Genomic DNA, 26,638 nt, shown 5'->3' on the forward strand with positions numbered 1-26,638 from the left:
CTACAGGTTTATCCATCCAAAACCCTCTGGGACTCCGTATGTTTGGGGCGGCGATGGGGTTTTGTGGGTAACCACATACTGAGGCCGGTAGCTATCATCACCAACAGCCCCAGTCCGTTTAAGAATGGATAAACCGCCTGCAAATCAAGGGGGCCCCACTGCCCTTTGTGGATTTGGATCAGCCAGTAGTAGTCGAAGTTTTGGTTGAGGCGGGCAATTTGATAGAGGGATCCCGTTAGCACCGTTACCACCAAAGGCAAGGCCAGGATGGGGGCAAGGGTGCGGTGGATGCGGCGGATCCTCTTTGGATTCAGGGCCATTGAGCTTTCTCCAGGGCAATGGGGCGATCCCTGCCATGGTATCAGGGCGACCCAGGGCAGATTTGGAATCCTACTCCACCCTGCTCAAGAACGGATCCCGAGCAAATCCTCGATCTTGGGCATTTGCTCGGGGGGGATGACCCGCCCTTCGTCCTCAAAGCCGGGGATCTCGTGGAAGTTGAGGTAGCGATACAGCTCGCCGGCAAAGGGTTGGATTTTGCTGGAGACGATCTCTTGGTATTCCTCAGGGGTGGGGATCCGGCCCAAAAGGGCGCAGGCGGCGGCCAGCTCGGCGGATCCCAGATAAACCCGCGCGTCTTTGCCCATGCGGTTGTTGAAGTTGCGGGTGGAGGTGGACATGACGGTGGCCCCATCTTCCACACGGGCTTGGTTGCCCATACATAGGCTGCATCCCGGCATTTCCGTTCTGGCCCCTGCGGCAGCAAAGGTGCCGTACACGCCTTCCGAGCGCAGTTGCGCTTCATCCATGCGGGTGGGCGGACAGATCCAAAATTGGCGCACCTTGGCCCGCCCTTGGCCTTCCAGAACTTTGGCGGCGGCGCGGTAGTGGCCGATGTTGGTCATGCAGGAGCCGATGAACACCTCGTCGATTTTGAGGGGCGTATCGGGGTTGCCCGCAGCGTGTTGAGCGTGGACTTCGCTCAGGGTCATCACCTTGTCGGGATCGTTGGGGGCACAGACAATCGGTTCGGTGATGGTGCTGAGGTCGATTTCAATGACTTCGGCGTATTCGGCGTCGGGATCCGCTTCCATCAGGCTGGGGTTGGCCAGCCATGCTTCCATTTTGGCGATGCGCCGCAGCAAGGTTCTCGCATCCTGGTAGCCGCGGGCAATCATGTTTTTCAGCAGCACCACGTTGGAGCGCAGATATTCTGAGACCGTCTCGAGGCTCAGCTGGATGGTACAGCCGGCACAGTTGCGCTCTGCCGAGGCATCGGTAAACTCAAAAGCTTGCTCCACCTTCAGATGCGGCAGGCCCTCGATCTCCATGATGCGCCCGGCAAAGACGTTTTTCTTGCCTTTTTTCTCAACGGTGAGCAGCCCCCTCTGAATGGCCACGTAGGGGATGGCATGGACAATGTCCCGCAGGGTGATCCCCGGCTGCAGTTCCCCCTTAAAGCGCACCAGCACCGATTCCGGCATGTCCAAGGGCATCACCCCCATGGCGGCGGCAAAGGCCACCAGACCGGATCCCGCCGGGAAGGAGATCCCCAAGGGGAAGCGGGTGTGGGAGTCGCCCCCGGTGCCGACGGTATCCGGCAGGAGCATGCGGTTGAGCCAGGAGTGGATAATGCCATCGCCGGGACGCAGGACAACGCCCCCGCGGGAAGCGAAAAAGTCGGGCAGCTCTTTGTGGATCTGGATGTCCACCGGCTTGGGATAGGCGGCGGTGTGGCAGAAGCTCTGCAGCACTAGGTCGGCGTTGAAGCCCAGACAGGCCAGCTCCTTCAGCTCATCGCGGGTCATGGGGCCGGTGGTGTCCTGGGATCCCACCGTGGTAATGAGGGGCTCACAACTGGTGCCTGGGCGCACGCCTGGCAGCCCACAGGCTTTGCCCACGATTTTTTGCGCTAGGGTATAGCCTTTGCCGGTGTCTGCCGGTGGAGTGGGGCGGATAAACAAGGTCGAGGGAGGCAAACCCAAGGCTTGGCGGGTTTTGTCGGTGAGGGCACGGCCAATCAACAGGGGAATACGTCCCCCCGCCCGCACTTCGTCGGGGAGGGTCACGGGCCGCAGGGAAAAGGTGGAGAGAACCTGGCCGGCCTCAGAGCGGATCACGCCTTCGTAGGGGCAAATGGTAACCACCATGCCGGTTTCCAGGCGGGAGACATCGCACTGGATGGGCAAGGCCCCGGCATCTTCGGCGGTGTTGAAGAAGATGGGCGCAATGGTGCCCCCCAGGATCACCCCCCCAGCCCGCTTGTTGGGCACATGGGGAATGTCGTGGCCGATGTGCCAGAGCAGCGAGTTGAGGGCGGATTTGCGGGAGGAGCCGGTGCCCACCACATCCCCCACAAAGGCAACGGGATGGCCGCGGCGCTTCAGCTCGGCAATGGTGACCAGGGATCCTGGAGCGCGGGACTCCAGCATGGCTTGGGCGTGGAGGGGGATATCCGGGCGGGTGGTGGCGTGGGCGGCGGGGGAAAGGTCATCGGTGTTGATCTCGCCGGCAACCTTGAACACCGTCACGGTGATGGCTGCGGCCAGGGGAGCTTTGGCGGTAAACCATTCGCCCTTGGCCCAGGACTCGATCACCTGTTGGGCATAGGCATTGCCGGACTGGCTCAGCTCCAGCACGTCGTGAAAGGCATCGAAAACCAGCAGGGTGTGGCTGAGGGCGCGGGCTGCTGCCGCTGCAATCTCACTCCGGGGATCCCGCAACAGATCCAGCAAAACCTGGACGTTGTAGCCCCCCAGCATGGTGCCCAAGAGCTCCACCGCCCGCAGGGGAGTGATCAACGGGGATTCAACCTCCTCCTTGGCCACAGCGGCCAAAAAGCCCGCTTTCACATAGGCGGCTTCATCGACCCCCGGCGGGATGCGCTCTGTTAAGAGGTGCAACAAAAAGGCTTCTTCGCCAGCAGGCGGGGCCTTCAGCAGCTCGCACACCTGGCTGGTCTGGGCAGCGTTTAAGGGCAGCGGCGGGATCCCTTGGGCCTCGCGGGCAGCGGCGTGTTGGCGGTATTCGGCCAGCATGGGGGTTTAGGCACTCGACGTGGGTATTTATTCTACCGCTAGCTCGGCAGAGGAAAGGTCCTCGAGAAGGGATCCCATTCGCTGGCGGTAACTCAGTTTGGCCTAGGATAGCTCCGCCAACAGCTCTTTTTGGTAAAGGCCAATACAAGCCTGGATCAAGTCGTCCAGCTCCCCATCCAAGATGGGCTGCAGAGGGAAATTCTGGTTAAGGCGGTGGTCGGTAACGCGGTTGTCCTTGTAGTTGTAGGTGCGAATTTTTTCCGAGCGGGATCCCGTTCCCACCTGCATGCGCCGAGCAGAGCTAATGGAGGCCTGTTGCTCCTGCAGCTTCATCTCGTAGAGTTTGGCCCGCAAAATCTGCATGGCCCGCTGGCGGTTCTGCAGTTGGGAACGCTCCTCGGTACAAAACACCCGGATCCCGGTGGGCTTGTGGAGAAGATCCACCGCCGTCTCCACCTTGTTCACGTTTTGGCCGCCTGCCCCCCCAGAACGTGCCGTTTTGATTTCGATGTCTTTCGGGTCGATGACCACCTCCACCTCGTCCACCTCTGGCATCACCGCCACCGTGGCCGTCGAGGTGTGGACACGGCCTTGCGCTTCGGTGACGGGCACCCGCTGCACCCGATGCACGCCAGCTTCAAACTTGAGCTTGCTGTACACCTGATCCCCTTGAATCTCCAGGATCGCCTCTTTGTAGCCCCCCAGCTCTCCTTCCGAGAGGCTCGCCAGACGCACCGACCAGCCCAGCTTTTCGGCGTAGCGGGTGTACATGCGGGCCAGATCCGCCGCCCACAGCGCCGCCTCCTCCCCACCGGTGCCGGCGCGAATCTCCAACATAATGTTCTTGTCGTCGTTGGGATCCCGGGGCAGCAGCAGCAGGGTGAGCTTTTCCTCCAGTTGTTCTTGGCGGGCCCGCAGTTGCTCAAGTTCCGCTCTTGCCATCGCCTCCAGCTCCGGGTCGGAGGCCGATTCCCGCAAAAGTTCTTCCGTCTGTTGCAGATCGCGATTCAGCTTTTGCCAGTCGTGAAAAGCCTGGACGGTGGCCTCCAAGGAGGAGCGGGCCTTGGCAATCCGCTGCAGCTCAGCTGGATCCGTGGCCACGTCCGGATCGGCCAAGCGCACCGTCAGCTCCTGAAAGGTGGCTTCGACATTCTTAAGCTGGTCGATCAGTTGAGCAGAAGCCATAGACTCGCAATACCCAGGAATCCAAGTATTGCCCACACCCGGAGGGGGGAACCTCTACTTGGCCTTTTTGCCACCGCTCATGCCGTATTTGCGCATGAACTTCTCCACCCGGCCTTCGCTGTCGATGATCTTCTGGCTGCCGGTGAAAAAGGGATGGTTGCCCGACCAAACATCCACCTTGAGCTCCGGCTTGGTGGATCCCACCGTCATCACCACTTCGCCGTTGCAGATGACTTTGGCTTCTGGATACCACTGCGGGTGCAATCCTTTCTTGGGCATAACCCTTTCCTCCTCTGGGCCTGTTTCTATACCCTTGTCTATCAACATCTTCCTCTAAAAACAACGGCAGGGATCCCTAGCGCTTCGAGTACTGGGGAGCCTTGCGGGCCTTGCGCAGGCCGTATTTCTTCCGCTCCACGGCGCGCGGATCCCGTTTCAGATAACCCTCTACTTTCAAAGGGCCGCGATTGGCCGGATCCACCTCGCAGAGGGCGCGCGCCACCCCCAGCTTGATCGCATCCGCCTGGCCGTGAACACCGCCGCCATGGGCTCGCACTAGGATATCGTAGGAGTTTTCCAGACCAAGGATCTCCAGCGGCCCCTTCACACTGGCCAGCAGGGCTTCTTGATACTGCAGATACTGGTCTCCCGGCCTGTCGTTGATGATGATTTTGCCCGTGCCGGGCACCAAACGCACGCGGGCAACGGCGGTTTTGCGGCGTCCGGTTCCCCAATAAACGGCTCGTTGGCTGCTCGCTTGAGTCATGCTTTGGCTCCTGGGATCGTGTTGAGGGGATAAACCTGGGGTTGCTGGGCCTCATGAGGGTGGTTTGGCCCGACATAAACCTTCAGCTTGGTGAATTGCCGCCGGCCCAAACGGGTGTGGGGCAACATTCCCTTGACCGCTTTTTCCACCACCCGCTCCGGCAGCCGCGCCTGCAGTTGGGCAAAGGTTTCCACTTTCATGCCGCCGGGACGGCCGGAGTGGCGGCGGTAGAGCTTTTGGGTGCGCTTTTTGCCGGTGACCACCACTTTCTCAGCGTTGATCACAATTACATAGTCCCCCGTATCCAGGTGAGGGGTGAAGTCCGGTTTGTGCTTACCCCGCAAGAGGGTGGCCACAGCGGCGGCCAAGCGGCCCAGGCGCTGATTGGCAGCATCCACCAGATACCAGCGGGGCGCCAGAGTCTCGGGGTTGGGAAGGGGAGTTTTGTTCATGGCAGTCAAGGAAACATATCAGGACAAGCTTGGAGATCGCCCAGATCAACCGCAGGAATGGGCCAACGCAGCCGGCGACCGGAGGGCGGAGGGAGGCTCTGTGGGCAAGGCCCAAAAGGGCGGCGAGTGGGCGAACTGTTGACCGAAGGGATCCGCAGCATAGCCCACATCCGTCAGGCACAGCCCTTGCGGAGGAGCGCTGTAGCGGGTGCGCATCTGGCTCCAGTCGTTGTGTTGCCACAGGTGGACAAACTGTGCCGGGCTGAGCTGGCCCCGGCCCACCACCTCTAGGGATCCCACCAAGAGCCGCATCATCCGGTAGAGGAAGCCGCTGGCCTGCACCTCGATGCTGATCAAGTCCCCCAGCCGCTGGCAGAGCACCTCCTGCACCTGTACCCGCGAGTGGGGCCGATCCGATCCCCGCCGCCGGAAGGCTTCCAAGCTGTGCTCCCCCAGCAGGGAATTCAGGGCTTCCGCCATCGGCTCCACCTGCAGAGGCCAACGCACTTGCCAGCTAAAGAGGCGCCAGAACACATCCGGTCGCTCCCGGTTCAGGATCAGGTAGCGGTAGCGGCGCCAGCGAGCCGAAAAGCGGGCGTGCCAGGAGTCAGGCACTTGAGCAGAAGCCAGCACTACCACATCTTCCGGCAGACAGTCGTTCAGCACCCTCGACCACTCCGCCGCAGGGATGCCGGAGGTGGTGTCGAAGTGGGCCACCTGGCCTGCAGCATGAACCCCCGTATCGGTGCGACCGGCCCCATAGAGGGTTACCGGATGCCCCGCCCGCGACGCAATCGCCTCCTCCAGTACCCCTTGCACGGTACGGCGGGCTGCCTGGCGCTGCCAGCCATAGAACCTGCTGCCGAGGTACTGAATTCTCAGGGCAATGCGACGGTACGGCATGGATCCCTTTCCGCTACACCAGCTCGATGACCGCCATTTCTGCTCCATCCCCCCGCCGATGCACGGTGCGCAAGATGCGGGTATAGCCACCGGGCCGATCCCGGTAGCGCTCAGGAGCCTGCTCAAACAGGGAGCGCACCAGCTCCTTGTCGTAGATGTAGGCCAGCGCCTGTCGCCGCGCCGCCAGGGATCCCTCTTTGGCCAGGGTGATCATCTTCTCGGTGGTGGCCCGAATGGCTTTGGCGCGGGCTTTGGTGGTGGTGATCCGCCCTTCCCGCAGCAGAGCCGTGGTCAGCGCCCGCATCAGGGCCTTGCGCTGGTCGGCGGGCTTATTGAGGTGGGGGGTACGACGGCGGTGGCGCATGGTAACCTCTGTCTTGTGTCCTACACTCTTCGGGGATCCTTGCGTTTTGACGCGGTTGTGCTAGCGGTGCAGATGCTTGAGACGGAACCTAAACTCTAGGCCTTGCCTTTTTCGCGGGTGCGGGGCAGTGTCAGACCAAAGCGGGCTTTCAAAGCCTGCACCACCTCTTCGGCAGACTTCTGGCCAAAGTTTTTGATCTCCAGCAGATCTTCCTCGGTATAGAGCAGCAGATCGGCCACCGTGTTGATCTGAGCTCGCTTCAGACAGTTGTAGGCCCGTACCGAGAGCTGTAGCTCCTCGATGGGGATCTGGTTTTTTTGGTTGTCCTCTTCTGGCTTGGGCGGCACAGGAGCATCGAAGCTGACCTCCTGCAGCGGTGCGAACAAGCCCACCAAAATGCGGGCCGCTTGGCTGAGGGCCTCTTGCGGGGTGAGGCTGCCGTTGGTCCAGATTTCCAATACTAGCCGATCTTTTTCCAGGAATTGGCCCACCCGAGCTGCTTCCACAGCGTAGTTCACCTTGCGCACCGGCATGAAGACAGAGTCGATCTGCAGAAAATCAATCGCCATCGCTTTGCTGTCGGAGTAATCGACGGCGCGGTAGCCATGTCCCCGGCCAATCATGAACTCCATTTCCAAAATCGCCCCTTCCGCCAGGGTGGCAATGTGGTGACGGGGGTTGATCACCTCCACATCGCTGGGCAATTGCAGCTTCTCAGCAGTAACTTCCCCTGGCCCCTGAGCCACCAAACGGCCCACCTGAGTCTCGGGGGAACTGGAGCGCAGCACCAGCTCCTTCATGTTTAGAAGGATCTCCATCACGTCTTCCCGCACCCCCGGCACCGTGGAAAACTCGTGGGTCACCCCGGCAATGCGTACAGCAGTCACCGCCGTCCCCTCCAGATTGGAGAGCAACACCCGCCGCAAAGCGTTGCCCACCGTGATCCCTTGGCCGCGCTCCAGTGGCCCCAGAGCAAATTTGCCGTAGTGAACGCCGTTATCATCCCGATGAGATTCAACACACTCGGTCTGGTAAGCAACAGCGCTTGAGCTCGCTCTGCTGCCCAGAGAGTGGGAGAGGGTTCGGCTGGTTTGAATCGTCATGGTGGCCCCGTCCGTCTGGCTCGACATCCGTTTGGAGAACTGATGAAACTTCGAGGTCATCTCACGCTTGGGCAGACCTTCGCTGGGGCATGGCGTAGCTCTGGAGAAAACCCCCTACAGACGCTCGACCAGCCCTCAACGCGGGATCCTTCAGACACGCCGCCGCTTGGGGGGACGGCAACCGTTGTGGGGAATGGGGGTGATATCTCGAATAAGGGTAATTTCCAAGCCTGTTGCCTGTAGAGCGCGAATGGCGGTTTCCCGACCGGCTCCCGGCCCGCTCACCATCACTTCGATCTGGCGCATGCCGTTCTCCATGGCTTGACGCGCCGCACTTTCTGCTGCCATTTGGGCGGCGAAGGGAGTGCCCTTTTTGGCCCCTTTGAAGCCCGTAGAACCTGCCGAGGCCCAAGACACCACATCGCCGTTGGGATCCGTGATGGTGACGATGGTGTTGTTGAAGGTGGACTGAATGTAGGCCACCCCATTGGGGATGTTCTTTTTGACTTTACGTCCGCGCCGTTGCTGCCGAGCCATGATCCAGGTGTCCTCGCAATCGACTGTTTGGGGTTGGGATTCGGGATGGTGGAAGAGTTTTGCCTTCCGCGCAAAGCCGAGCGACTACTTCTTGGCAGGAGCTTTCTTCTTGCCGGCCACCGTTTTCCTGACCCCCTTGCGGGTGCGGGCGTTGGTGCGGGTGCGCTGACCACGCACGGGCAGACCCAGGCGATGGCGACGACCTCGATAGGTGCCGATGTCGATCAGCCGCTTGATGTTCATCGCCTCCTGGCGGCGCAGATCCCCTTCTACCTGGTATTCGCCCTCCACCACCGTCCGTAGGGCGGCCACCTCAGCGTCGGTGAGGTCGCGGGTACGAGTATCCGGATTGATACCGGTCTTCGCCAAAATCTGGCGGGAGCGGGTTAGCCCAATGCCGTAAATGTAGGTGAGGGCAATCTCCACTCGCTTTTCTCGGGGGATGTCAACTCCCGCAATCCGTGCCATAGTCAGGGGTACCTTTCAAATCAAACCAACTCGAACACACTTGCCCAGTAAGGATTGAGTTGCCTGCCTGAGATGGGATCCTCATTCAGAGAAATGTTGCTGTAGAGATGCCGGTCTTGGGATCCATGCTCGCCGAGAGATCTGGCCAACGTTTTGCTCGGTTGTGTCGGAAGCCTTTGCCTCTGTCTCCCGTTGCAGGCTGAACCCACCCACCATCGACCCTCTAGCCCTGCCGCTGCTTGTGCTTGGGGTTGGAAGAACAAATGACCATCACCCGACCGTGGCGGCGGATGACCCGGCATTTTTCGCAGATCCGACGGACGGAAGGCCGCACCTTCATGGTTGATCCTGACAAAACCAGCGAATATCCATTCTATGTTCGTCTGGGCAACCTGTCAAAATGTGTTTGGGTTTGCTGACAGCGAGCGGACAGTCGGGTTGGCTATACTGGTTGGGCGAGGATCTGATACATTCACGCTGAACTCTCCTGAACATGGTTCAGGAAAGAAGCGATCGCATCCTGCCTATCTCTGTTCGCGTCAGCGGGACGGAGTCCAAACAGGAAGGCGGTATCCCGCAAAGCCCTGAGGAATACCCCCCGAGCGCTTTCCCCCTTCACTTCCCGGCAACCGTTGCGGTGGACTCAAGGATCAGGGGGAAACTTGGTCTACTATATCCCTCTCAATGACTTTTGCCAAACCGCTTAAAGCTCAGTAAATTCAGCAAAGTTCAGGGTTTTGGGGGTTAGAGGCATGCTCCTGAGTCAAAGTAGGCGCGACTGTGGGGTGGAGAAGGCCATGCGGTGGCAATGGCTGGTTGTGCTGAGTGGTGTGCTGGGGCTGGGATCCCCTGTGTTGGGGCAAGGGATCCCTTTGCCGGCAGCAGGCTCCTCCTCTGCTGGGAGGAACTTTTCTGGGGATGGGAACGGCCTGAGGACAGAGGGGGATTGGCTTTTGCCCTTGCGCAGCTCTGCCGATCGCATCGATGGGGTACCGGATCGGGGCTGGGTTGCGGTTGGGCTGTTGGAGGAGCAGGCCGTGACCCTGCTGGATGGGGCCAGCGGGGATCCCCTGTGGCAGGTGGCGGTGGGGTTTGCCCCCAGTGTGGTGCGGGTGGATGAGGCGCGGCAGGTGGTCTATGCCTCTGGCCCCAATGCCCCTGGGCTGGTGGCCCTCGATCTGCTGACGGGGGAGCTGATTCAGGCTTATGGGTTGCCGGCGGGAGTTTTGGATATTGCCGTGGATGCGGCCACAGGGCGGGTTTTTGCCTCCCTGCCCTCTGCCCAGAGTTTGGCGGTGATGGCTGCTCCCCTTCGCAGCAGCGGTGCGGAGCACAAACGCCAAAGCGCCCCCTCAGAGCAGCCGCAAGCCCGCAATTTGCCGATGCCCGGCCCCCCCTTGGCGCTGGCCTATGATGCGCAGCGGGGATCCCTGTTTGTGGGCCTAGCCGGGGAGGATCCCCTCAGTTTGCTGGTGGTCAACCCAGACAATGGGGAGTTGTTGGCCCGTTGGCGCGGCGGCAATACTCCGGAAGCGATGGCTTTGGATGCCGAACGGCAACGCTTGGTGGTGCTCAACTCCGGCAGCCAAGATCTAACAGTGCTGGATCTGAGCCGCAGCGGCGAGGCCCTGCAGCGGGTTGGCCTGGATTGGCGACCGACGCGGCTGGCCCTTTCCCCGGATGGACGTTGGGCTTACGTGACCTCCCGCGATAGCGACCGCCTGCAGCTGGTGGATTTACAGACGGGGCGATTGGTGGCCTCGCTGCGGCTGCAGGGACAGCCGACGGGTCTGGTGATGCTGGGGGAGCGGGATCTGTGGGTGGTGGCAGCAGGGATCCCGGCCTTGCGCCGTTTGCAGGATATTCAGGCTCAAGTTGGCGACGGCGGGACAGAGGTCCTGAACGGGGGAGTCCCCTCTCCAGGCAACCGCGGTGTGGTGACCGGGCGGGTGCTGGATATTGCCGGCCAACCCGTTCAGACCGGGGTTTTGCACTTGGCCGCCACGCCAACCCAACCCCAGCAAACTGTTCGCATTGCTGCCGACGGCACTTATGTGCTGCCGGAACTGCCGGCTGGCCTGTATTTGGTAGATGTGGAGGTGCCGGGTTTTCCCCTGACCAGCACCCAGGTGGAAGTCCGGGCCGGCTTTGTCTCCACTCAGGATATTCGCCTGCCGCCAGGGGAACCGACCCGCCAGCCGGAGGGCATTGGCCTTTTGCCGGATGAACCCGTTTACTCGGATGAGCTGGCCCGCCACCTCAGCATGGCCCTGAAGGAGTTGCAGCCCCAGCGACCGGTACTGCTCTTGAAGGGGCCTCTGGGGCCGGATCCCTGGTTTGAGCCGCTTCTGCCCCTCACCCAGGGCCTGACTTTGTTGGATCGGGATGAGCGCTACACCTCCGATTTGGCCAAGCTGAAGGTGATCGGGGATGCCCTGGGATTGCGCTACATCCTTTTGACCCAGATGCAGATCTCGCGGGACTACAACCGCCAGGGCAACTCTCTGCTGAATACAGCCTTACGCTTTGTGGCCCCGACGGTGCCGGTGGAAATTCCCAATTTCACCCCCAACCAGTTGCGCAGCCGCGGGGTGGTGGTGGTGGTGGACTTGCAGAGGGATCGGCCTGGGGATCGGGCTCGCTACTACGAAGCCTATGGGCGGGATGATGTGGGCGGGGATCCGATGTTTGAAGATGCGGCAGCGGGCCTATTTCGGCTGCAGGTGCGCAACATGGTGCCGGTGTTTGTCCAACAATGGCAAACCAACAACCCCTTTTCTGGGTGAGGATCCCTGCAGCAGGATCTTGCCCTGTTCGCGTCAGGGGTGCGGAGCAGAATAGAACCGACTGCTACTACCGGGTGCAACCTTCGCCATGCCTTTTTTCTTCTTTCATCCTCTCCGGCACAGGATTAGCTATCGCTACGCAACGCTCTCGCGAACAGGCAGTCTGGCCCTCTGCGGCTGGCTGGCACTGGCTTCAGGAGCGCTGGCTCAGGCTCCGGCCACCCCCATTCCGCGGTTGACGCCGTTGTTTCCCTCCCAAAACAGAGGGCAGCCCCAGGGAACGGCGCGGCTGGTGGGGCAGGTGAGCAACAGCGTGGGGCAACCTGTGGCGGGGGCACAGGTGCAGTTGGAGGGCATGGAGAACCCCAATCAGCCGATTCAAACCGATGAGCGGGGCGCTTTTGAGCTAGACCAAGCCCCAGCCGGGCGTTGGCTGTTGACGGTGTGGCACCCCGACTATGAAAAGGCAGAGCAGGAGATCCTCCTGCAAGCGGGCCTGACCACCCCTGTGGATGTGGTTTTGCAGGTGCCGATTCGGCCTCAACCCCGCCGTCGCCTTGGCATTTTGGGGGTGGGAGGGTTGGAGCATACCCAACTGTTGGGCCAGCGCCTGGCCATAGAGGCGGTGCGTCTGGGCTTGATCCCCAACGGCGAGAAGGTGGTGCCTCTGGACAACCGTCGCATTCAGCCCATTTTGCAGAAGGTGGGCTGGCCCATCTACGAACTGTTTGAGTGGGATCGCCGCAAGCCCGAAGCAGTAGGCCAATTTTTCGATTACCTGGGCCTGGAAGCCATCGTCATTGCCCGCGTCGATGTCCTCACCCGACCGGCTTCGCCAACGGAGTTGAGCCTGCGTTCCCGCAGCCGCCTGGAACTGTGGCGGTTTGATGAGCAAGGCAACCTGGTGGCGGATGTCTTGGCCGAGGCCAGTCGCGATCAGGTGGAGCGGGGCAACCTCAATGCTGCCGAGCTGGCCCAGCTTTATCAAATCCAAGTCACCCAGATGGCTGCTGAGGTGGGATCCCGCTGGAAGGAGCATCACCCGCTGGCCCAGTACCTAGAACTGGCTCAGGGAGAAGCCCCACCCCCACGCTCTCGCCTGGATACGGCTGTGGAGCTGCGCATCCCCTCTGCCACACCGACTCCCTAGGTCTTAAGCAGAACAGCTCCGGGATCTCTTCTGTTGTCGTGAAAGGGATTGTCCTGTAAACTACCCGACTCCGACCGCTAAAGCGGTACGGAGCGGGCTTTCAGTAGCCCTGAGCCTGCTCTGCCCTACCAGAGAACAAAACAGGCCCGAACCTCTAGGCTGGTTTACGGCAGCCCCCAAGAGCGCAATCACATTCGCACCATTCAAATCCGCATCCCCTTCCCATCCACAGTGTCCACACTTAAACTGCTTCCCACTGCGATAGGATTGCGCAGGGTCGGGATGAATGTGCAAGCACCGGTGGCAGGTCTGCGACGTGTAAGCAGGCGGCACAAGAATCAGAGAAACCCCTGCAACCCTCGCCTTGTATTCCAGAAATTGACGTAGTTGGTAGAACGCCCAACTGTTGGCCCTGCGCCTTTCGGTTTTGCTGCGTGGCTGTTGATTGACCCTTTCCCGGATCCCTGTCAGGTCTTCCAGAGCAATAGCGCTGTTGGTAGCTTTTGCCCTAGAGACAATAGCTTTGGAGATGCGATGATTGACCCACGTTTTTGCTACGCAACGCTGACGCGACTGAAAGCGTCTCTCCTTGCCAGACAGCCGTTGCAACAGTTCTCTGCATCTGCGCCGCGAACTGCGGGTGCCCTTACTGGCTTTGCGTTGGAGTACCGCCCTCAACCGGGAGTAGTGGTCTCGGATTCGGTTCAACTGCTGTCCATTCCAGTTATCACCCTCTGACGTATGGGCAATATCTGTCCTTCCCAAGTCCACCCCCAGCACTCTACCCGTGCGTTGCGGTGGGCACGGTTCCGTTTCCACACAGATCTGAATAGAGTAGGAGCCGTCTTTACGCTTGACCAGAGTGGCAGATTTGGGATTGGAGCCCGCCAGCCGTTCTCTCTGGTAGCGGCCAACCGCCAGCTCAAAGCGCTCCCGACCCTCCACCGTGGTCAGCGACACCGTCCAGTCTTTCTCGCGGAACGAAAAGATACGAGCGTCGTAGGTAGCGAAGCCCCCTTTGAACGCTTTGACGGGGCGGTTTTTCTGTTGGGCAACTTTACGGGCGCCGGCCAGCCGTCTGCAGACCTGCTGAGCCAAGTTACTGGACAAGTCGAACCGGGCGCGGATTTCGCGGTAGCACAGAGACTGAAGCTTAACGGCGTTGACGACTTTCTCCGGCGTGTTCTGGTTGACCCAGTTCAAGGCTTGGCCAAAAGCCTCCAAAGTCGCGTCCAATTTGGCGGCTTGCGACTGGGACACCTTGAGCTTGCAGGATACGGTCAGGACTTGGGTCATAGTTCTATCATAACTTCCGCATTCCTCCCGGCACTGACCCTACGGGTACAGTGCGGGGCTCCTGCGATTTCTAGCTGAGTTCGTCTAGCAACGACGGGAGGAGCCGCCCGAAGAGTGGCGAGAAGAGCTGCCCCCCGATGAAGGGCGGGAGGAGGAGCCGAAAGAGCCAGAAGAGCGCGAGGAGCCGCCACAACAGGAGCTTGCAAAGCTTGGATCTGGTTTTGCAGTTGTCTGCAGCGACGCTGCCTGCGCCAGTACATTGTGCCGCCGATTATCCCTGCAGCACCTGCCCCCACCCCTACCAACGGCCAGGGCGAAGGGGGAGGCGGGTAGGTCATGCCTCTGTTGAATTGCTGCCCGGCGCTGCAGCCGGCCTGACCGCGTCAGCGCTGCAGTTCCCCCCCCAGCGCTTTGCTCCTGACGCCAGCTGTCCCATGGGCTATTTTTGCTGGGGATCCCTTCCGATGGCGCGATAGGGCGAGCCACCCCAGTTTCAAGGCCGGCCCCAGCACCTGCCAGCCGCGAAACCGAACCACCAGGGATCCCTGTCCGCACCAGCCGATGCGGGTGAAGGTCAAGCGCAGGTGTTGAGCCAACTGAGGGGGTAGAGCGGCGATTAGTCCCAAGCATTGCCCCGTCAAAGCCGGATCGGCAAAGCCAATTTCCACCCCTCCTTGCCAAGATTGGATGTGGAGCTGCTTGCCCAGCTTCCACAGGTAGGGCCAATCTCTGGGGGAGCAACGTTCTCCCCGCTGCGCCGGCCAACGGCCGCGAAGGCGCAGGGATCCCCAACGCCATTCCCAACCACGGCGGCTGCCCCGCACAGTCCACCCCCCCCACCCGTGCCATTTCCAGATCCAGGCGAGGGGTCCCTGCCAGGGTTTGCGGTAGCGCAGAATGAGCTGTTGAGGCCAGAACAAGAGAGTTCCCACAAAGACGGCCAGCAGCAATCCCAAAGGACTCCGTCCCGCTAACGCGAACAGCTTGAGCACCGACTGGGATCCTCCGCGGTCAATCCATAGCGGGCCAGAAAACGGGGCAAATCGACCACCAGGCAGGTGTAGGATCCCTGCATCACCAGCCGCTCCTGCTGGGTGATCTCCACGTGAAACCGAATGCGTCTTCCCTCCACTGCCACGACTTCGACCCGCATCTGCAAGGGATCCCCCGCCACCGCTGCCGACCGATGTTCCAAGGCAAAGCGGATCCCGACCGCCGCTTCCTCCGGCTCGTAGAAGGGCTGCAAGGTGGTGTGGCTGCACCGCTCAATCAACGTCAACAGAGCTGGGGATCCGATCACCTTCACACCGGGGTTGCCCAGGGCTGCAGCGGTTTGTTCTGGGCCGAGGATCCCTTGCCAGGTGCCGAGGGTGCCCAGGGGAACAGGTTTCATCAGCGGGCGGGGGCGCGCATTCTCCTGGATTGCCACAGGCTCCAGCCTTGCCAGAGCAGGAGAATCAACGCCAGGATCCCGACCACCCCGGCCAGCACCAGCGCCCGTTCCCAGCGGGTGGCATGGAAGCCGGTTACCGTCCAATCGCGGCTGAGGTTGGATCCCAGAATGGCAAGCACAGCCAGGCCCAAACCTCGGATCCCCAGAGATTCCGCCCCTCTTCCCTCCTGCTGCAGGAGGATGGGCTGCAGCGCCGCCAGGATCAAGGCGGTGGTCAAGGCTCCCAACAGGAAGGCCGCTTGCGGCTGAGCGTGAATGAAGTAGCCCACCCCCACCGGCAGAGCCAGGCTGGCCAGCGTCAGAGCGATCCCCGTCTGCAGGGGTTTGTCTGGCCCATACAGCCAGTGCAGGAGCGCCGCCAGCGCCATGGCCGCCATTCCTAGGTACAGCGCCGCCGACACATAGGGTTGGGTGAGGTCGATCCCGGCAACCTGCAGGTTGAACTGGTGCAACAGGTTTTGCAGCAGAGGGCGGGCCGACAAAAACAAAGCGGCCATGGCCCCCCAACGGCTGGGAAAAGCCAGACATCCCAGCCCCAAGAGGGCCGCCCCGTAGGATCCCCCCAATCGCAGCGCCAGCAGCGCTCCTCCCCCCACCAGCGTTAGGCCCACACAGGCCCGCCAGAGCAGCCGTCCTTGTTGCTCGGCAACGCTGACGCGACCGGCTAAAGCCTCCGGCCCGCTGACATGAGCAGGTTCCCCTGCCAGCGCGGGGATCCCCTGTCCCATCTGGTTTTCCAAGGCAAGCAAGGCCCACGAGAGCAGCACCCCCACCCCGTAGAGCAAGGCCCAGAAGGGATCCTGGTATAGGCCGTTGCGGGTCAAGGCCAAGGCCAGCGCCAGCGCCACCAGCCACCCCACCCCATGCCCCACTGCCGACAGCAGCCCGGGGGAGTCTTCTGAGGCGGTCAAGAGCGGCACAGTGCCTGCCACCAAGCTGAGGGCGGCCAGCCCCACCGGCAACAGCACCTGCCAAGGGAGATCCGGCTGGGATCCCATCTCCAGCAGGCGAGATCCCCAGGTTATGGCGGCAATGCCGCTCCACCCCTGGCCCAGCGCCATCAGCAAGGACAGAGCTTCTGTTTCGGCCAAGACCCCCAGCAAAGGGATCCCCACCAAGCCCATCCCCAGGCCGCAGCCCCACAGAAAGAGCATTCCATGTTGCTCCGCAACGCTGATGCGACCGGGGGAGCCGATAGCCAGACTTTGCCAGGCCGCCAAACTGAGCAACAGCACCACCAGCCCTTGCCCGGCCCGACCGCAGCCACTCAACCCCAGTAAACCCACCCCCACCAGGCCCCCCAACAACAAAGCCAGGGGGATCAGATCCGGCAACTGACCCAGCCAGCACCCCAGCGCCGCCAAGGCCACCAAGCCCAGCCCCACTGCCGGTTGCCAGCGGCGAACGGATCCCCAGCGGCGGTAGCGAATTGCTTCCAACAGCAAGACCACCAAGCCAATCGCAGCCGCAATCGCCAAAACTCCACCCAGCACGTGCTCCCTCCTTTCAAGCCCTGCACCAACTATCGCCTATCGCTGTCCGGTCATCATCGCCATTCAGCTAGAAATCGCAGGAGCCCCGCACTGTACCCGTAGGGTCAGTGTCGGGAGGAATGCGCTTTGATGAAGTACAATGAACTTATGAGCCAAGTCCTGACCGTCTCCTGTAAGCTCAAGGCGTCCCAGTCGCAAGCCGCCAAATTGGACGCGACGATGGACGCTTTTGGCCAAGCCTTGAACTGGGCCAACCAGAACACGCCGGAGAAGATCGTCAACGCGGTCAAACTGCAATCCCTTTGCTACTACGAGATTCGAGCCCGGTTCGGCTTGTCCAGTAACTTGGCTCAACAGGTGTGCAGACGGGTGGCAGGCGCTCGCAAAGTGGCGAGACAGCGCAACCGTCCGGTTAAAGAGTTCAAGCGTAGGTTCGTTACCTACGATGCACGTATCTTCTCATTTCGCGAGAAAGACTGGTCGGTGTCGCTGACCACGGTGGAAGGGCGAGAGCGCTTTGAACTAGCCATTGGCAACTACCAGAGGGGAATGCTGGCTGGCTCTAACCCCAAATCGGCCACCCTAGTCCAGCGGAAGGACGGCTCCTACTACATCCAGATTTGCGTAGAGAAAAAGCCACCCAAGCAACAAGATACCGACAAGGTGATCGGGGTGGATTTGGGAAGGACGGATATTGCTCATACGTCAGAGGGGGACAACTGGAATGGACAGCAGTTGAACAGAGTCCGAGACCACTACTCCAAGCTGAGGGCGGCACTCCAACGCAAAGCCAGTAAGGGCACCCGCAGTTCGCGGCGCAGATGCAGAGAACTGTTGCAACGGCTGTCTGGCAAGGAGAGACGCTTTCAAGTGTGGGTCAATCATCGCATCTCCAAAGCTATTGTCTCTAGGGCAAAAGCTACCAACAGCGCTCTTGCTCTGGAAGACCTGACAGGGATCCGGGAAAGGGTCAATCAACAGCCACGCAGCAAAGCCGAGCGGCGCAGGGCCAACAGTTGGGCGTTCTACCAACTACGTCAGTTTCTGGAATACAAGGCGAGGGCTGCAGGGGTTTCTCTGATTCTTGTGCCGCCTGCCTACACGTCGCAGACCTGTCACAAGTGTTTACACATCCATCCCGATCCTGCGCAATCCTACCGCAGTGGTAAGTCGTTCAAGTGTGGGCACTGTGGATGGGAAGGGGATGCGGATTTGAATGGTGCGAATGTGATTGCGCTCTTGGGGGCTGTCGTAAACCAGCCTAGAGGTCCGGGCTTGTTTTGTTCTCTGGTAGAGCAGAGCAGGCCCAGGGCTACTGAAAGCCCGCTCCGTACCGCTTAGCGGTCGGAGTCGGGTAGTTTACGTTTGCTCCTTGCCCCAGACCCGATGGGGAGCAAATGCGTTTGCGTTTGTGAAAGCGTCGCGTGGCGATAACGCAAAGATAAGCTGGAGAAGAGCAGCGAGCGGGCGTTCATGTCTTCAGAGCATTACAAGTTCGACCTTTTCTTGCGCTACCACCGAGAGCAAGCCCGGTGGGCGCGTCAACTGGCGGAGCGGCTGGATCGCGAGGGTTTCAAAGTCTGGTTTGACCGCTGGATGCTGCAGCCGGGGGACAACCGCAAGCTGGAGCTGCAACTGGCCATCGAACAATGCCGTTGGGTGGGAGTGGTGGCCTCTCCAGAGTGGGTTGCCGATCCCTGGCCAAGGGATGAGCTGTACAGCGGGTTTCCCCATGCCCCGGCACGACAAAACCAGCGCCTGCTGACGCTGCTGCACACCCCCACTGAGCTACCCCGCCCCCTGGAAGAGGCGCCCCTGCTGGATTTTACTGGCTCAGAAGAGGATCCGGTGCTGTTTGAGTACCGCGCCTTGGAGCTAATGCACTTTTTGGATCCCAGCTTCCCTGCCCCCGGGGATCTGCAGCGGTTCCGGCTGCAATACCGCCGCCGTGAGGGGAAAGAGTCCCTGGAAGATGAAGAGGTGCAGGGATTTCAGGCCTTTTTGCGGGCCATCCAGATGGCCATCCTGCGCATTGCCACAGGCGAAACCCCCTCCGCCACGCCAGAAGAAGGAGCGCGTCAGATCGCCATTTTGCAGTTCATTCAGCGGCTGTTTCAGTGGAACAGTGCCGACATCCAATTCGAGCGGGGGGAAGACTGGCGTCGCCGCGGCAACCTGACGGAAGCCCTGGCCGCCTACGACCGGGCTCTGAACATGGATCCCAACTTCGCCCTGGCTTGGAGCCGCCGTGGGGATGTGCTGGTGCAGCTGGCCCGCTACCGCGAGGCGGTGGACAGCTACAACGGATCCCTGAGCATCAACCCCTACGACGAAGAAACCCGGCTGCGCCTGGCCCTGATTCTGGGGCGCCTGGGGCAGTACAAGTCGGCGGTGGTTAACTACGACAAGGTGCTGGAGAGCAACCCGGAAGATGCTCTGGCCTGGCACAATCGCGGCATCCGCCTGCTGCAACTGAAGCGGTCGAAGCTGGCCCTGAACAGCCTGAACAAGGCGCTGCGCTACAACCCCAAACAGCCCCGCACCTGGCTGGCCCGTGGGATCGTGCTGCGGCGGCTGCGGCGGCCCAGCTCGGCAGCGGCCAGTTTTGCCCGGGTCTTGAAGCTCAACCCCAAAAGCGGGCGGGTTTGGCGTTACCAAGGCAATGCCCTCTTCCACTGCCACCGGCTGCGCTCGGCTGTTGAATGTTACAAGCGCTCGCTGCGGCTGCGCCGCCGGGATCCCATAACCCTGCACAACTTGGGGGTGGCCCTGCTGCGCTTGGGGCAGTATCGGCTGGCCAGCAAGGCCCTAGAACGCGCTCTGCGCTACGATGCCGACAACTACAAAAGCTGGTACGCCCGCGGTGTGGCCTTCCAGAAATTGGGCTACCTGAAAGAAGCCTGTATCCACTTCGAGGAAGCCCTCAAGATCAAGCCGGAGCACTTTCCAGCCCGCTATGCCTTGGCGGTAGCTCAGCAGGAGCTGGGGCAATATGAGGCCAGCCTGCAGCATTTCCAGCGCTTGGTGCAGCAGCGTCCCGGCAGTTCTGCCTGCTGGTTTGGCCAGATCACCGGCCTGCGGCGCCTGGGCCGGCTGGAAGAAGCCCGTGCCGCCTGCCAGCAGATGCTCCGCCTCAACGAACGGGATCCCTGGGGCTGGTTTGCCCTGGGGTTGATCTACGGCGAGCTGAGGGATCCCGAACAAGCTGTGCAAGCCTACTCGCGGGTTTTGCAGCTCACCCCAGAAGATGCTGTGGCCCTCAACAACCGCGCCTGGGAAGCCTTGAAATTGGGGAAGCTGGAACCTGCCCTGGCAGACGCCCAACAGGCCACGCACCTGGATCCCCAGCGGCCCGCCTTTTGGCATACCCTGGGGCTGATTCAACTGCGGGCCGGCCAGCGAGCAGCCGCCCAAGCCAGCTTGCAGCGCTGTCTGGAGCTGGATCCGCAATTTCAGCCGGCCCAAGCTGCTTTGCAGGATTTGGCCCAAGAAGACTCGGCCTCCCCGGCGGGAATGGCTCTGCCGGAATTGGAAACCCTCACTCCCCAACCGCAGCCGGTTGACCCCAACCCCTAGCAGGATCCCCTGGGCTTTCAAACTCCCAAGGACAATGCCTGCAGCAGGCAGACGGGAGCAGAACATGCCACACTGGATCCCGCCCCCCAGGACCGACACGCATGGATCCCTATCTGATCCCTGTCAAGCTTCCCCACAGCTCCTACGATATTCTCCTCCAGTCTGCCGAAGGCCCCCCTGGCCACAGCCTCATCCAGCTGGGATCCCAAATGCGAGCTAGAGGGCTTTCCGGCAAGGCTCTGGTGGTGAGCCATCCCGGCATTGCCAAACACTTTGCCGAGAAGTTGCTGCAGGGGCTGCAACAAGCGGGGTTTGCCGCCCACCTGTGCCTATTGCCTGCCGGCGAACGCTACAAAACCCTGCGCTCGGTGGCCAAGATCTACGACGCCGCCCTAGCCTTTGGCCTGGAGCGCTCCTCCACCTTGGTGGCGCTAGGAGGGGGGGTCATTGGCGACATGGTGGGGTTTGCTGCCGCCACCTGGCTGCGCGGGATCCCTTTTGTGCAGGTGCCCACCTCACTTTTGGCGATGGTGGATGCGGCCATCGGTGGCAAGACCGGCGTCAACCATCCTGGCGGGAAAAACCTCATTGGGGCGTTTTATCAGCCGCGCCTGGTGTGGATTGATCCAACGCTATTGCAGACTCTGCCCCAGCGGGAGTTTACCTCAGCCCTAGCAGAGGTGATCAAATACGGCGTGATTCAGGCTGCCGACCTATTTGAGTTTTTGGAAGATCGACCCCAACTGAGCCGCTATACCGACTTTGCCCCTGACGATCTGCACTACCTGCTGCGCCGCTGTGCCGAGTGCAAAGCCTGGGTGGTGCAGCAGGACGAGAAAGAAGCGGGCCTGCGGGCCATCCTCAACTACGGCCACACCCTCGGCCATGCCCTAGAAGCTGCCACCGGCTACCGCCGCTACCTACACGGAGAAGCTGTCGCCATCGGCATGGTAGCTGCCGGGGAGATCGCCCGCCGCCTGGGGTGGTGGAGCGCTGCTGAAGCCGAACGGCAACGACGCCTGATCGAGAAAGCAGGATTGCCCAGCCAGTGGCCGGCCGGGATCCCTTGGGAGGCAGTGCTGCAGGCAATGCAGGCCGACAAGAAAGTCAAACAGGGGCGGATTCGCTTCGTTCTGCCCCGCCGCATCGGCCAGGCCGAGCTGACCGATCAAGTCGAGCTGGCAGAGGTGCAGGCTGCTTTGGCCTCGATTACAGCCACCTCTGGAACCCTAGAATTAGGAAAACCTAAGGACAAGAAAGCATGGCACGGCAACAACGGGTAGCCATTTTGGGAGCAACAGGGGCAGTAGGGGCAGAGCTGCTGATGCTGCTGGAAGAGCGCCACTTTCCTGTAGCCGACCTAAAGCTTTTGGCCTCTCCCCGCTCTGCAGGCACTTATCTAACCTTCAAGGGGGAGCGGATCCCGGTTGAGCCGGTTTCAGAAGCGGCCTTCCGGGGCCTGGATCTGGTGCTGGCCTCTGCCGGAGCAAGTGTTTCCAAAGCCTGGGCCAGAACCATCGTCGAGGCGGGGGCGGTGCTGATTGACAACTCCAGCGCCTTTCGCCTGGATCCCAATGTTCCGCTGGTGGTGCCGGAGGTCAACCCCCAGGAAGCCTTCCGTCACCAAGGGATCATTGCCAATCCCAACTGCACCACCATCCTAATGTGCGTGGCCATCTACCCCCTGCATCGCCACATCCCCCTGCGCCGCGTGGTGGCCGCCACCTATCAATCGGCCAGTGGGGCCGGGGCCCGCGCCATGGTGGAGCTGCAAGAGCAAACCCGCGCCTACCTCCAGGGGCAGCCGTTGCAGCCCCAGGTGTTCCCTTACCCCATTGCCTTCAACCTCTTCCTCCACAACAGCCCCCTGCAAGAGAACGGCTACTGCCAGGAAGAGATGAAAATGGTCAACGAATCCCGCAAGATTATGGGATCCCCCAACCTGCGGCTGACAGCTACCTGTGTGCGGGTGCCGGTGCTGCGTACCCACGCCGAGGCCCTCAACCTGGAGTTTGAACAGCCCTTCCCTGTGGAAAAAGCCCGGCAAATCCTGGCCCAGGCCCCTGGGGTGGTGCTCATTGAAGATTGGCAGCAGAACCGCTTTCCCATGCCCATCGACGTGGCCGGCAAGGATGAAGTGGCGGTGGGCCGCATCCGCCAGGACATCTCCGAGCCCAAGGCCCTGGAGCTGTGGCTGTGCGGGGATCAGATCCGCAAAGGAGCAGCCCTCAACGCCGTTCAAATTGCCGAGCTGCTTTTGAAGGACTAATTCACTACAACTGTCCAGGTTACTGGCCCCGCTGTAACAGGGGCAGCCTGAGTGCTGTTCAACGTCACCGGGGAGTTGGGGTAAGTATAGGTACCGGCTGGTGTCAAAGCTACCGCTGTTTTTACAGGGATGGTCACTGTGCAGGTTGCGCCGACAGCCACTTGTCCTCCGGTGAATTGAATGGTGTTCCCACCCACCGAGGCTGTGAGAGTGGGGGAGCCGCACGAAGGTGTAAAAATCCCCGCAGCGGCAACTTGCAAACCAGAAGACGGCGCTCCCGGCAAGGTGTGGTTAAAGGCCAAGCCCGTCAATGGAATGGCTGCGTTGTTGGTTATTGTAAACGTCAGAGTTCCATTCCCGGTAACGGGAGCTGGGCCGATTGGGCCAAGCGGGTTGGGAGAAAAGGCCATGGTAAAGGTGGGAGCTGGCACCGTTACCGTTAGGTTGATAGCCGCAGCGGTGGCATTAGGCGCTTGGTTGCTGCTCAGGGTTACCGCGGGGCTGGTCAGGGATCCCGCTGTCGTGGCTGTAACCTGAAGATCCAGGCTGATGGTGCAGCTAGCGTTGGCTGCCAATGAGCCGTTGACCAGCAAGATGGAAGTTGCTCCTGGTGCAGCTGCCAGCGTCCCGCCACAGCCGTTGTTGAGGTTGTTGGGAGTGGCAACGATCAAGCCGGCAGGCAGGGGATCGGAAAAGGCTAGACCCGTCAGCGGCAGAGCGGCTGTGTTGGTGATCGTGTAGGTCAGGGTTGTTTTGGCAGTGGGGCCAGCAGCTACCGAGGTGGGGCTAAATGCCTTGGTAAAAGTCGGGGCACCCGGTGTGGGCGTAGGTGTCGGGGTTGGGGTGGGGGTGGGCGTCGGGGTTGGGGTGGGTGTTGGAGTTGGGGTCGGTGTAGGTGTCGGTGTAGGCACTATCGTCCCACCGCTTCCGCCGCCACCGCAGCCGGTCAGCCCCAGACAGGCCGCCCCTAGACTCAAAGCCAAAAGGTTTGTAACTGCTTTTTTCTGCATCGCTTTTTCACTCCTCATCATCAGACTTGACTTTAGTTTTCTTTAGTTTTTGTCGACCCGCCTTACTAAAGTATAGCCTGGTCAAATTGCTGCTTAGGATGCTTCTGCGCCCACGCAATCTACCACTGTTGGGAATAAACCTTGCCTCAGATGGCAAGCTCCAACTGGGGAATAGAGCCTTCAGACTTGCTCTTGTGTACCTTGCTCATAAACACAAAATCTGGCGCTCCAAGCCAACTTTCAGAACCTCGCCTATGCCGCTCGAGCCAGCAATGTTCACACAACGTTGGAAAGGGAGGAGAATTGAGAAGCATTCGGCCTTTGTGGAGAGGGGCTTGTGCATCCAATTGGGATGGGATCCCTGGCCAGCTTGATCGCCGGGTTGGCAACCGGGTTAGGGGCCTTGCCCGCTCTGTTTCTCCCCTCGCTCTCCGAAAGGGTACAAGGGATCCTGCTGGGATTTGGGGGTGGGGTGATGCTGGCGGCCACCTCGTTTTCGCTGGTGGTGCCGGGCACCGAGGCAGCCATGGCGCTGGGGTATTCCCCATTTGGGGCGGCTGTGGTGATGGTGGCAGGCCTGCTGCTAGGGGCGATCTTCCTGGAGAGTGCCCACCGCTTTTTTCCCCACGAGCACTTTTTCAAAGGGGTGGAAGGGGAGAACCGCGCCCATTTGAAACGGATTTGGCTGTTCATCATTGCCATTGCCCTGCACAATTTCCCGGAAGGACTGGCGGTGGGAGTGGGTTTCGCTACCGGCCAAGTCGGCGATGGGTTGGCGTTGGCGTTGGGGATCGGCTTGCAGAACATGCCAGAAGGGCTGGTGGTGGCTTTGTCACTGGTGGGCCAGGGGTACTCGCGGCTGTTCGCTTTTGGCATCGCCCTGCTGACCGGGCTGGTGGAGCCCATCGGCGGCATCCTGGGAGCAACGGTGGTTTCTCTGGCGCAGCCCTTGTTGCCCTGGGGCATGGCTTTTGCGGCGGGGGCGATGTTGTTTGTCATTTCCGATGAGATCATCCCTGAGTCGCACCGGCAGGGGTTGGAGCGGGAGGGCACCTTTGGGGTCATCAGTGGGTTTGTGGTGATGATGTTGCTGGATATCACCTTGGGCTAGCAAGGGATCCCGTCGCGAAGTGGAACGGAGTTTTATTTTTTTATGTTGAGTAACGAACCCTTTTTGTGGCGAGGAGCAGGGGAACACGCCTGTCTGCTGCTACATGGATTGGGGGGCGGTGTTTACGAGTTGCAATGGCTGGCAGAGCGGCTGTTGGCGGCTGGCCTGACGGTGCAGGGATTTAACTATCCCGGCCATGACAGTGCTCCGCATCGCTTACACGACCGCCGGTCTGCCCACATGCCCCCTTCCCGCTGGACGGAGTGGTACGGGCGGGCTTTGGAGCATTATCTGGCTTTGCAGCAGGAGTATCCCCGCGTTTCCTTGGTGGGCTTTTCCACCGGCTGTCTGCTGGCTTTGCACCTGGCTTTTGCCCATCCTGTTTACAAATTGGTGCTGCTGGCGCCATTTTTCGCCATTCGCCACCGCTGGTACTATCTTTTTCGCCCAGAGCAGTACCTGAACAGCCTGGGGTGGTTGTTGGAGGATGTCCCCCGCTTCCATCTGCCCATTCGGGACGGAGATGTCCGCGCTTTGGCGGAAAAGGTAGCCTATTTTCGCAGCTTCAATCTGTCGGCAGTGCGCAGCGCCCTCGAGCTCATCGAGCGGGTCAAGGGGGAAGTGGCCAGCATCCGGGTTCCCACCCTGATCCTGCAATCCCGCCAAGATATGGTGGTGGACCCCGACCAGGCAATGTGGCTCTATCAAGAGCTGGGATCCGAGGAGAAGATCTTGTCTTGGCTGGAGCACTCCGACCACATCCTCACTTTGGACTGCGAGCGGGAAACGGTGTTTGACCAGGTTTGCGCCTTTCTCAAACGGGATCCCTCTGCGCCCGGATCAGCGTAACCCCTTGCCAAGCACCGCGGGCATCGTAGTCTCGGCTCAAACGCAAGAGACAGTGGCAGTCTTCCGGCTGCGGAAACCAGCTCAGGCTTACCGAAAAGCTGCGATCCCGGTGGGCGGTAGGGATGGGCAAGGGATCCGGCCCGCCAATCCACAGCCCCCCAGGCAAGGGATCCCAGTTGCTCAACCACTCTGCCCCCGAGCAGTCCACCTCGGTTTCGGCAAACCGGCCCTCGGCAACCGCAAAGCTCTGGGCGATCCCCCGCCATCTCCCCTGGAGGCAGGCTCTCAGTCGCTCTCTGCTCAGGGGTGCACAGTCTGCAACGGGATCCAAAGCTTGGCCGCGCCGCTCCAGGATCGCGGTTACCTCTACCAGACGACCTTGGGCATCCCACTGTTGCACCAGCCGCGCCTTGCGATCCCCCCAGAGAAAGCCCTGCTCGACGGCAAAATCACTAAACGGCGCCAGCTGCAGCCGCCCATTGGAAAAAGATCCATCGGGGAAAAAGCGCAATCCCGGCGAGAAATCCTGGTAGACCCAGCTCTGGGAGCTTTCGGGAGTGGGGGATCCCTGTAGGGGGTAGTAGGCGTTGGTTTGGCGGATCGCGCCCAACTCCAAAGCCTCAAAGGTAATGAGGCTGCGCTTTTGGCCCGCCAGCTCCCAGCCGCCGGCGGTGGGTCGATAGTTGGAGAAGAGGCCGTGCCACACTCCCAGGTGGAGAGCCAGACATTGTTTTTGGGTTTTCATGAAGCAATGTGAAGCTAAGATTGTGAGGACGTAACGCTGGAGAGCAAGACCTATGGGGAAGAAGCTCCGAGGTGGCATTTTAGT

The 26,638-nt window shown here is 60.9% G+C and carries 26 protein-coding genes; 8 read left to right on the top strand and 18 right to left on the bottom strand.

Annotated elements, in window-relative coordinates; translation table 11 throughout:
- Nucleotides 1–8 precede the first annotated feature (8 nt).
- The 12 genes from ACVWZU_RS00755 to rpmJ form a co-directional block, all read right to left on the bottom strand.
- Nucleotides 9–320 carry a PepSY domain-containing protein gene (locus ACVWZU_RS00755; RefSeq protein WP_457441767.1) on the bottom strand — a complete coding sequence of 104 codons (312 nt, stop codon included), beginning with the start codon at nt 318–320 and terminating at the stop codon, nt 9–11.
- 84 nt (nt 321–404) lie between these two features.
- On the bottom strand, nt 405–3,038 hold the full coding sequence (gene acnB, locus ACVWZU_RS00760; protein ID WP_457441769.1) for a bifunctional aconitate hydratase 2/2-methylisocitrate dehydratase: 2,634 nt from the start codon (nt 3,036–3,038) through the stop codon (nt 405–407).
- A gap of 102 nt (nt 3,039–3,140) precedes the next feature.
- On the bottom strand, nt 3,141–4,223 hold the full coding sequence (prfA, locus tag ACVWZU_RS00765) for a peptide chain release factor 1 (RefSeq protein WP_011433196.1): 1,083 nt from the start codon (nt 4,221–4,223) through the stop codon (nt 3,141–3,143).
- A 54-nt stretch (nt 4,224–4,277) separates the two neighbouring features.
- Complete coding sequence (rpmE, locus tag ACVWZU_RS00770; RefSeq protein ID WP_011433195.1) at nt 4,278–4,502, bottom strand: 50S ribosomal protein L31; 225 nt, start codon at nt 4,500–4,502, stop codon at nt 4,278–4,280.
- A 76-nt stretch (nt 4,503–4,578) separates the two neighbouring features.
- Nucleotides 4,579–4,989 carry a 30S ribosomal protein S9 gene (rpsI, locus tag ACVWZU_RS00775; RefSeq protein WP_011433194.1) on the bottom strand — a complete coding sequence of 137 codons (411 nt, stop codon included), beginning with the start codon at nt 4,987–4,989 and terminating at the stop codon, nt 4,579–4,581.
- Complete coding sequence (gene rplM / locus ACVWZU_RS00780; RefSeq protein ID WP_011433193.1) at nt 4,986–5,441, bottom strand: 50S ribosomal protein L13; 456 nt, start codon at nt 5,439–5,441, stop codon at nt 4,986–4,988. The genes rpsI and rplM overlap by 4 nt, the downstream gene beginning before the upstream one ends.
- A gap of 45 nt (nt 5,442–5,486) precedes the next feature.
- Entirely contained in the window at nt 5,487–6,344 is an 858-nt protein-coding gene (gene truA / locus ACVWZU_RS00785) for a tRNA pseudouridine(38-40) synthase TruA (protein WP_414331177.1), read from the bottom strand.
- Nucleotides 6,345–6,357: 13 nt separating this feature from the next.
- Nucleotides 6,358–6,708 carry a 50S ribosomal protein L17 gene (gene rplQ, locus ACVWZU_RS00790; RefSeq protein WP_011433191.1) on the bottom strand — a complete coding sequence of 117 codons (351 nt, stop codon included), beginning with the start codon at nt 6,706–6,708 and terminating at the stop codon, nt 6,358–6,360.
- Nucleotides 6,709–6,803: 95 nt separating this feature from the next.
- Nucleotides 6,804–7,811, bottom strand: coding sequence for a DNA-directed RNA polymerase subunit alpha (locus ACVWZU_RS00795; RefSeq protein WP_457442877.1), 1,008 nt, complete (start codon nt 7,809–7,811; stop codon nt 6,804–6,806).
- A 150-nt stretch (nt 7,812–7,961) separates the two neighbouring features.
- Nucleotides 7,962–8,348, bottom strand: a complete 387-nt coding sequence (gene rpsK, locus ACVWZU_RS00800) for a 30S ribosomal protein S11 (RefSeq protein ID WP_011433189.1) — start codon at nt 8,346–8,348, stop codon at nt 7,962–7,964.
- An 84-nt stretch (nt 8,349–8,432) separates the two neighbouring features.
- Nucleotides 8,433–8,816 (bottom strand): 30S ribosomal protein S13, encoded by a 384-nt coding sequence (gene rpsM, locus ACVWZU_RS00805; protein ID WP_011433188.1) that lies wholly within the window; start codon nt 8,814–8,816, stop codon nt 8,433–8,435.
- Between the two features lie 223 nt (nt 8,817–9,039).
- Nucleotides 9,040–9,156, bottom strand: a complete 117-nt coding sequence (gene rpmJ / locus ACVWZU_RS00810) for a 50S ribosomal protein L36 (protein ID WP_011433187.1) — start codon at nt 9,154–9,156, stop codon at nt 9,040–9,042.
- A 457-nt stretch (nt 9,157–9,613) separates the two neighbouring features.
- Here rpmJ and ACVWZU_RS00815 point away from each other — a divergent pair, with 457 nt between their 5' ends.
- Both ACVWZU_RS00815 and ACVWZU_RS00820 read left to right on the top strand, forming a co-directional pair.
- Nucleotides 9,614–11,602: a carboxypeptidase regulatory-like domain-containing protein gene (locus ACVWZU_RS00815; protein ID WP_457442844.1), complete on the top strand. Its 1,989-nt coding sequence runs from the start codon at nt 9,614–9,616 to the stop codon at nt 11,600–11,602.
- Between the two features lie 88 nt (nt 11,603–11,690).
- The gene (locus tag ACVWZU_RS00820; protein ID WP_457402604.1) at nt 11,691–12,752 is read left to right on the top strand and encodes a carboxypeptidase-like regulatory domain-containing protein; all 1,062 of its coding nucleotides are present in this window, start codon (nt 11,691–11,693) and stop codon (nt 12,750–12,752) included.
- Between the two features lie 60 nt (nt 12,753–12,812).
- Here ACVWZU_RS00820 and ACVWZU_RS00825 read toward each other — a convergent pair whose 3' ends face one another.
- The 4 genes from ACVWZU_RS00825 to ACVWZU_RS00840 all read right to left on the bottom strand — a co-directional run bounded on the left by ACVWZU_RS00825 (nt 12,813) and on the right by ACVWZU_RS00840 (nt 16,994).
- Nucleotides 12,813–14,048 (bottom strand): RNA-guided endonuclease InsQ/TnpB family protein, encoded by a 1,236-nt coding sequence (locus ACVWZU_RS00825; RefSeq protein ID WP_457402606.1) that lies wholly within the window; start codon nt 14,046–14,048, stop codon nt 12,813–12,815.
- Between the two features lie 383 nt (nt 14,049–14,431).
- The gene (locus ACVWZU_RS00830) at nt 14,432–15,040 is read right to left on the bottom strand and encodes a hypothetical protein (RefSeq protein ID WP_457402607.1); all 609 of its coding nucleotides are present in this window, start codon (nt 15,038–15,040) and stop codon (nt 14,432–14,434) included.
- A complete protein-coding gene (locus ACVWZU_RS00835) occupies nt 15,019–15,441 on the bottom strand; it encodes a thioesterase family protein (protein WP_457440910.1) in 423 nt (140 codons plus the stop codon). The genes ACVWZU_RS00830 and ACVWZU_RS00835 overlap by 22 nt, the downstream gene beginning before the upstream one ends.
- Nucleotides 15,441–16,994 (bottom strand): hypothetical protein, encoded by a 1,554-nt coding sequence (locus ACVWZU_RS00840; RefSeq protein ID WP_457442845.1) that lies wholly within the window; start codon nt 16,992–16,994, stop codon nt 15,441–15,443. The genes ACVWZU_RS00835 and ACVWZU_RS00840 overlap by 1 nt, the downstream gene beginning before the upstream one ends.
- 147 nt (nt 16,995–17,141) lie before the next feature.
- Here ACVWZU_RS00840 and ACVWZU_RS00845 point away from each other — a divergent pair, with 147 nt between their 5' ends.
- From ACVWZU_RS00845 to ACVWZU_RS00860, 4 genes are all read left to right on the top strand, one after another.
- Nucleotides 17,142–18,335 carry an RNA-guided endonuclease InsQ/TnpB family protein gene (locus ACVWZU_RS00845; RefSeq protein WP_457442879.1) on the top strand — a complete coding sequence of 398 codons (1,194 nt, stop codon included), beginning with the start codon at nt 17,142–17,144 and terminating at the stop codon, nt 18,333–18,335.
- Nucleotides 18,336–18,467: 132 nt separating this feature from the next.
- Complete coding sequence (locus ACVWZU_RS00850; protein WP_457442847.1) at nt 18,468–20,570, top strand: tetratricopeptide repeat protein; 2,103 nt, start codon at nt 18,468–18,470, stop codon at nt 20,568–20,570.
- Nucleotides 20,571–20,671: 101 nt separating this feature from the next.
- The gene (gene aroB / locus ACVWZU_RS00855) at nt 20,672–21,853 is read left to right on the top strand and encodes a 3-dehydroquinate synthase (RefSeq protein WP_457442849.1); all 1,182 of its coding nucleotides are present in this window, start codon (nt 20,672–20,674) and stop codon (nt 21,851–21,853) included.
- Nucleotides 21,832–22,839 (top strand): aspartate-semialdehyde dehydrogenase, encoded by a 1,008-nt coding sequence (locus ACVWZU_RS00860; protein ID WP_457442851.1) that lies wholly within the window; start codon nt 21,832–21,834, stop codon nt 22,837–22,839. Before aroB ends, ACVWZU_RS00860 begins: the two co-directional genes overlap by 22 nt.
- Here ACVWZU_RS00860 and ACVWZU_RS00865 read toward each other — a convergent pair.
- Nucleotides 22,836–23,822, bottom strand: a complete 987-nt coding sequence (locus ACVWZU_RS00865; RefSeq protein WP_457442853.1) for a DUF7933 domain-containing protein — start codon at nt 23,820–23,822, stop codon at nt 22,836–22,838. The two genes, ACVWZU_RS00860 and ACVWZU_RS00865, sit on opposite strands and share 4 nt — an antisense overlap.
- A 364-nt stretch (nt 23,823–24,186) precedes the next feature.
- On the opposite strand from ACVWZU_RS00865, the gene ACVWZU_RS00870 reads away from it, so the two are divergent.
- Both ACVWZU_RS00870 and ACVWZU_RS00875 read left to right on the top strand, forming a co-directional pair.
- Nucleotides 24,187–24,960: a ZIP family metal transporter gene (locus tag ACVWZU_RS00870; RefSeq protein ID WP_457442855.1), complete on the top strand. Its 774-nt coding sequence runs from the start codon at nt 24,187–24,189 to the stop codon at nt 24,958–24,960.
- 42 nt (nt 24,961–25,002) lie between these two features.
- Entirely contained in the window at nt 25,003–25,809 is an 807-nt protein-coding gene (locus ACVWZU_RS00875; RefSeq protein WP_457442857.1) for an alpha/beta hydrolase, read from the top strand.
- On the opposite strand, the gene ACVWZU_RS00880 is transcribed toward ACVWZU_RS00875, so the two are convergent.
- Nucleotides 25,775–26,554, bottom strand: coding sequence for a DUF3598 family protein (locus ACVWZU_RS00880; protein WP_457442859.1), 780 nt, complete (start codon nt 26,552–26,554; stop codon nt 25,775–25,777). The genes ACVWZU_RS00875 and ACVWZU_RS00880 overlap by 35 nt on opposite strands.
- Between the last annotated feature and the right edge of the window lie 84 nt (nt 26,555–26,638).

The organism is Thermostichus sp. MS-CIW-26, assembly GCF_054059115.1.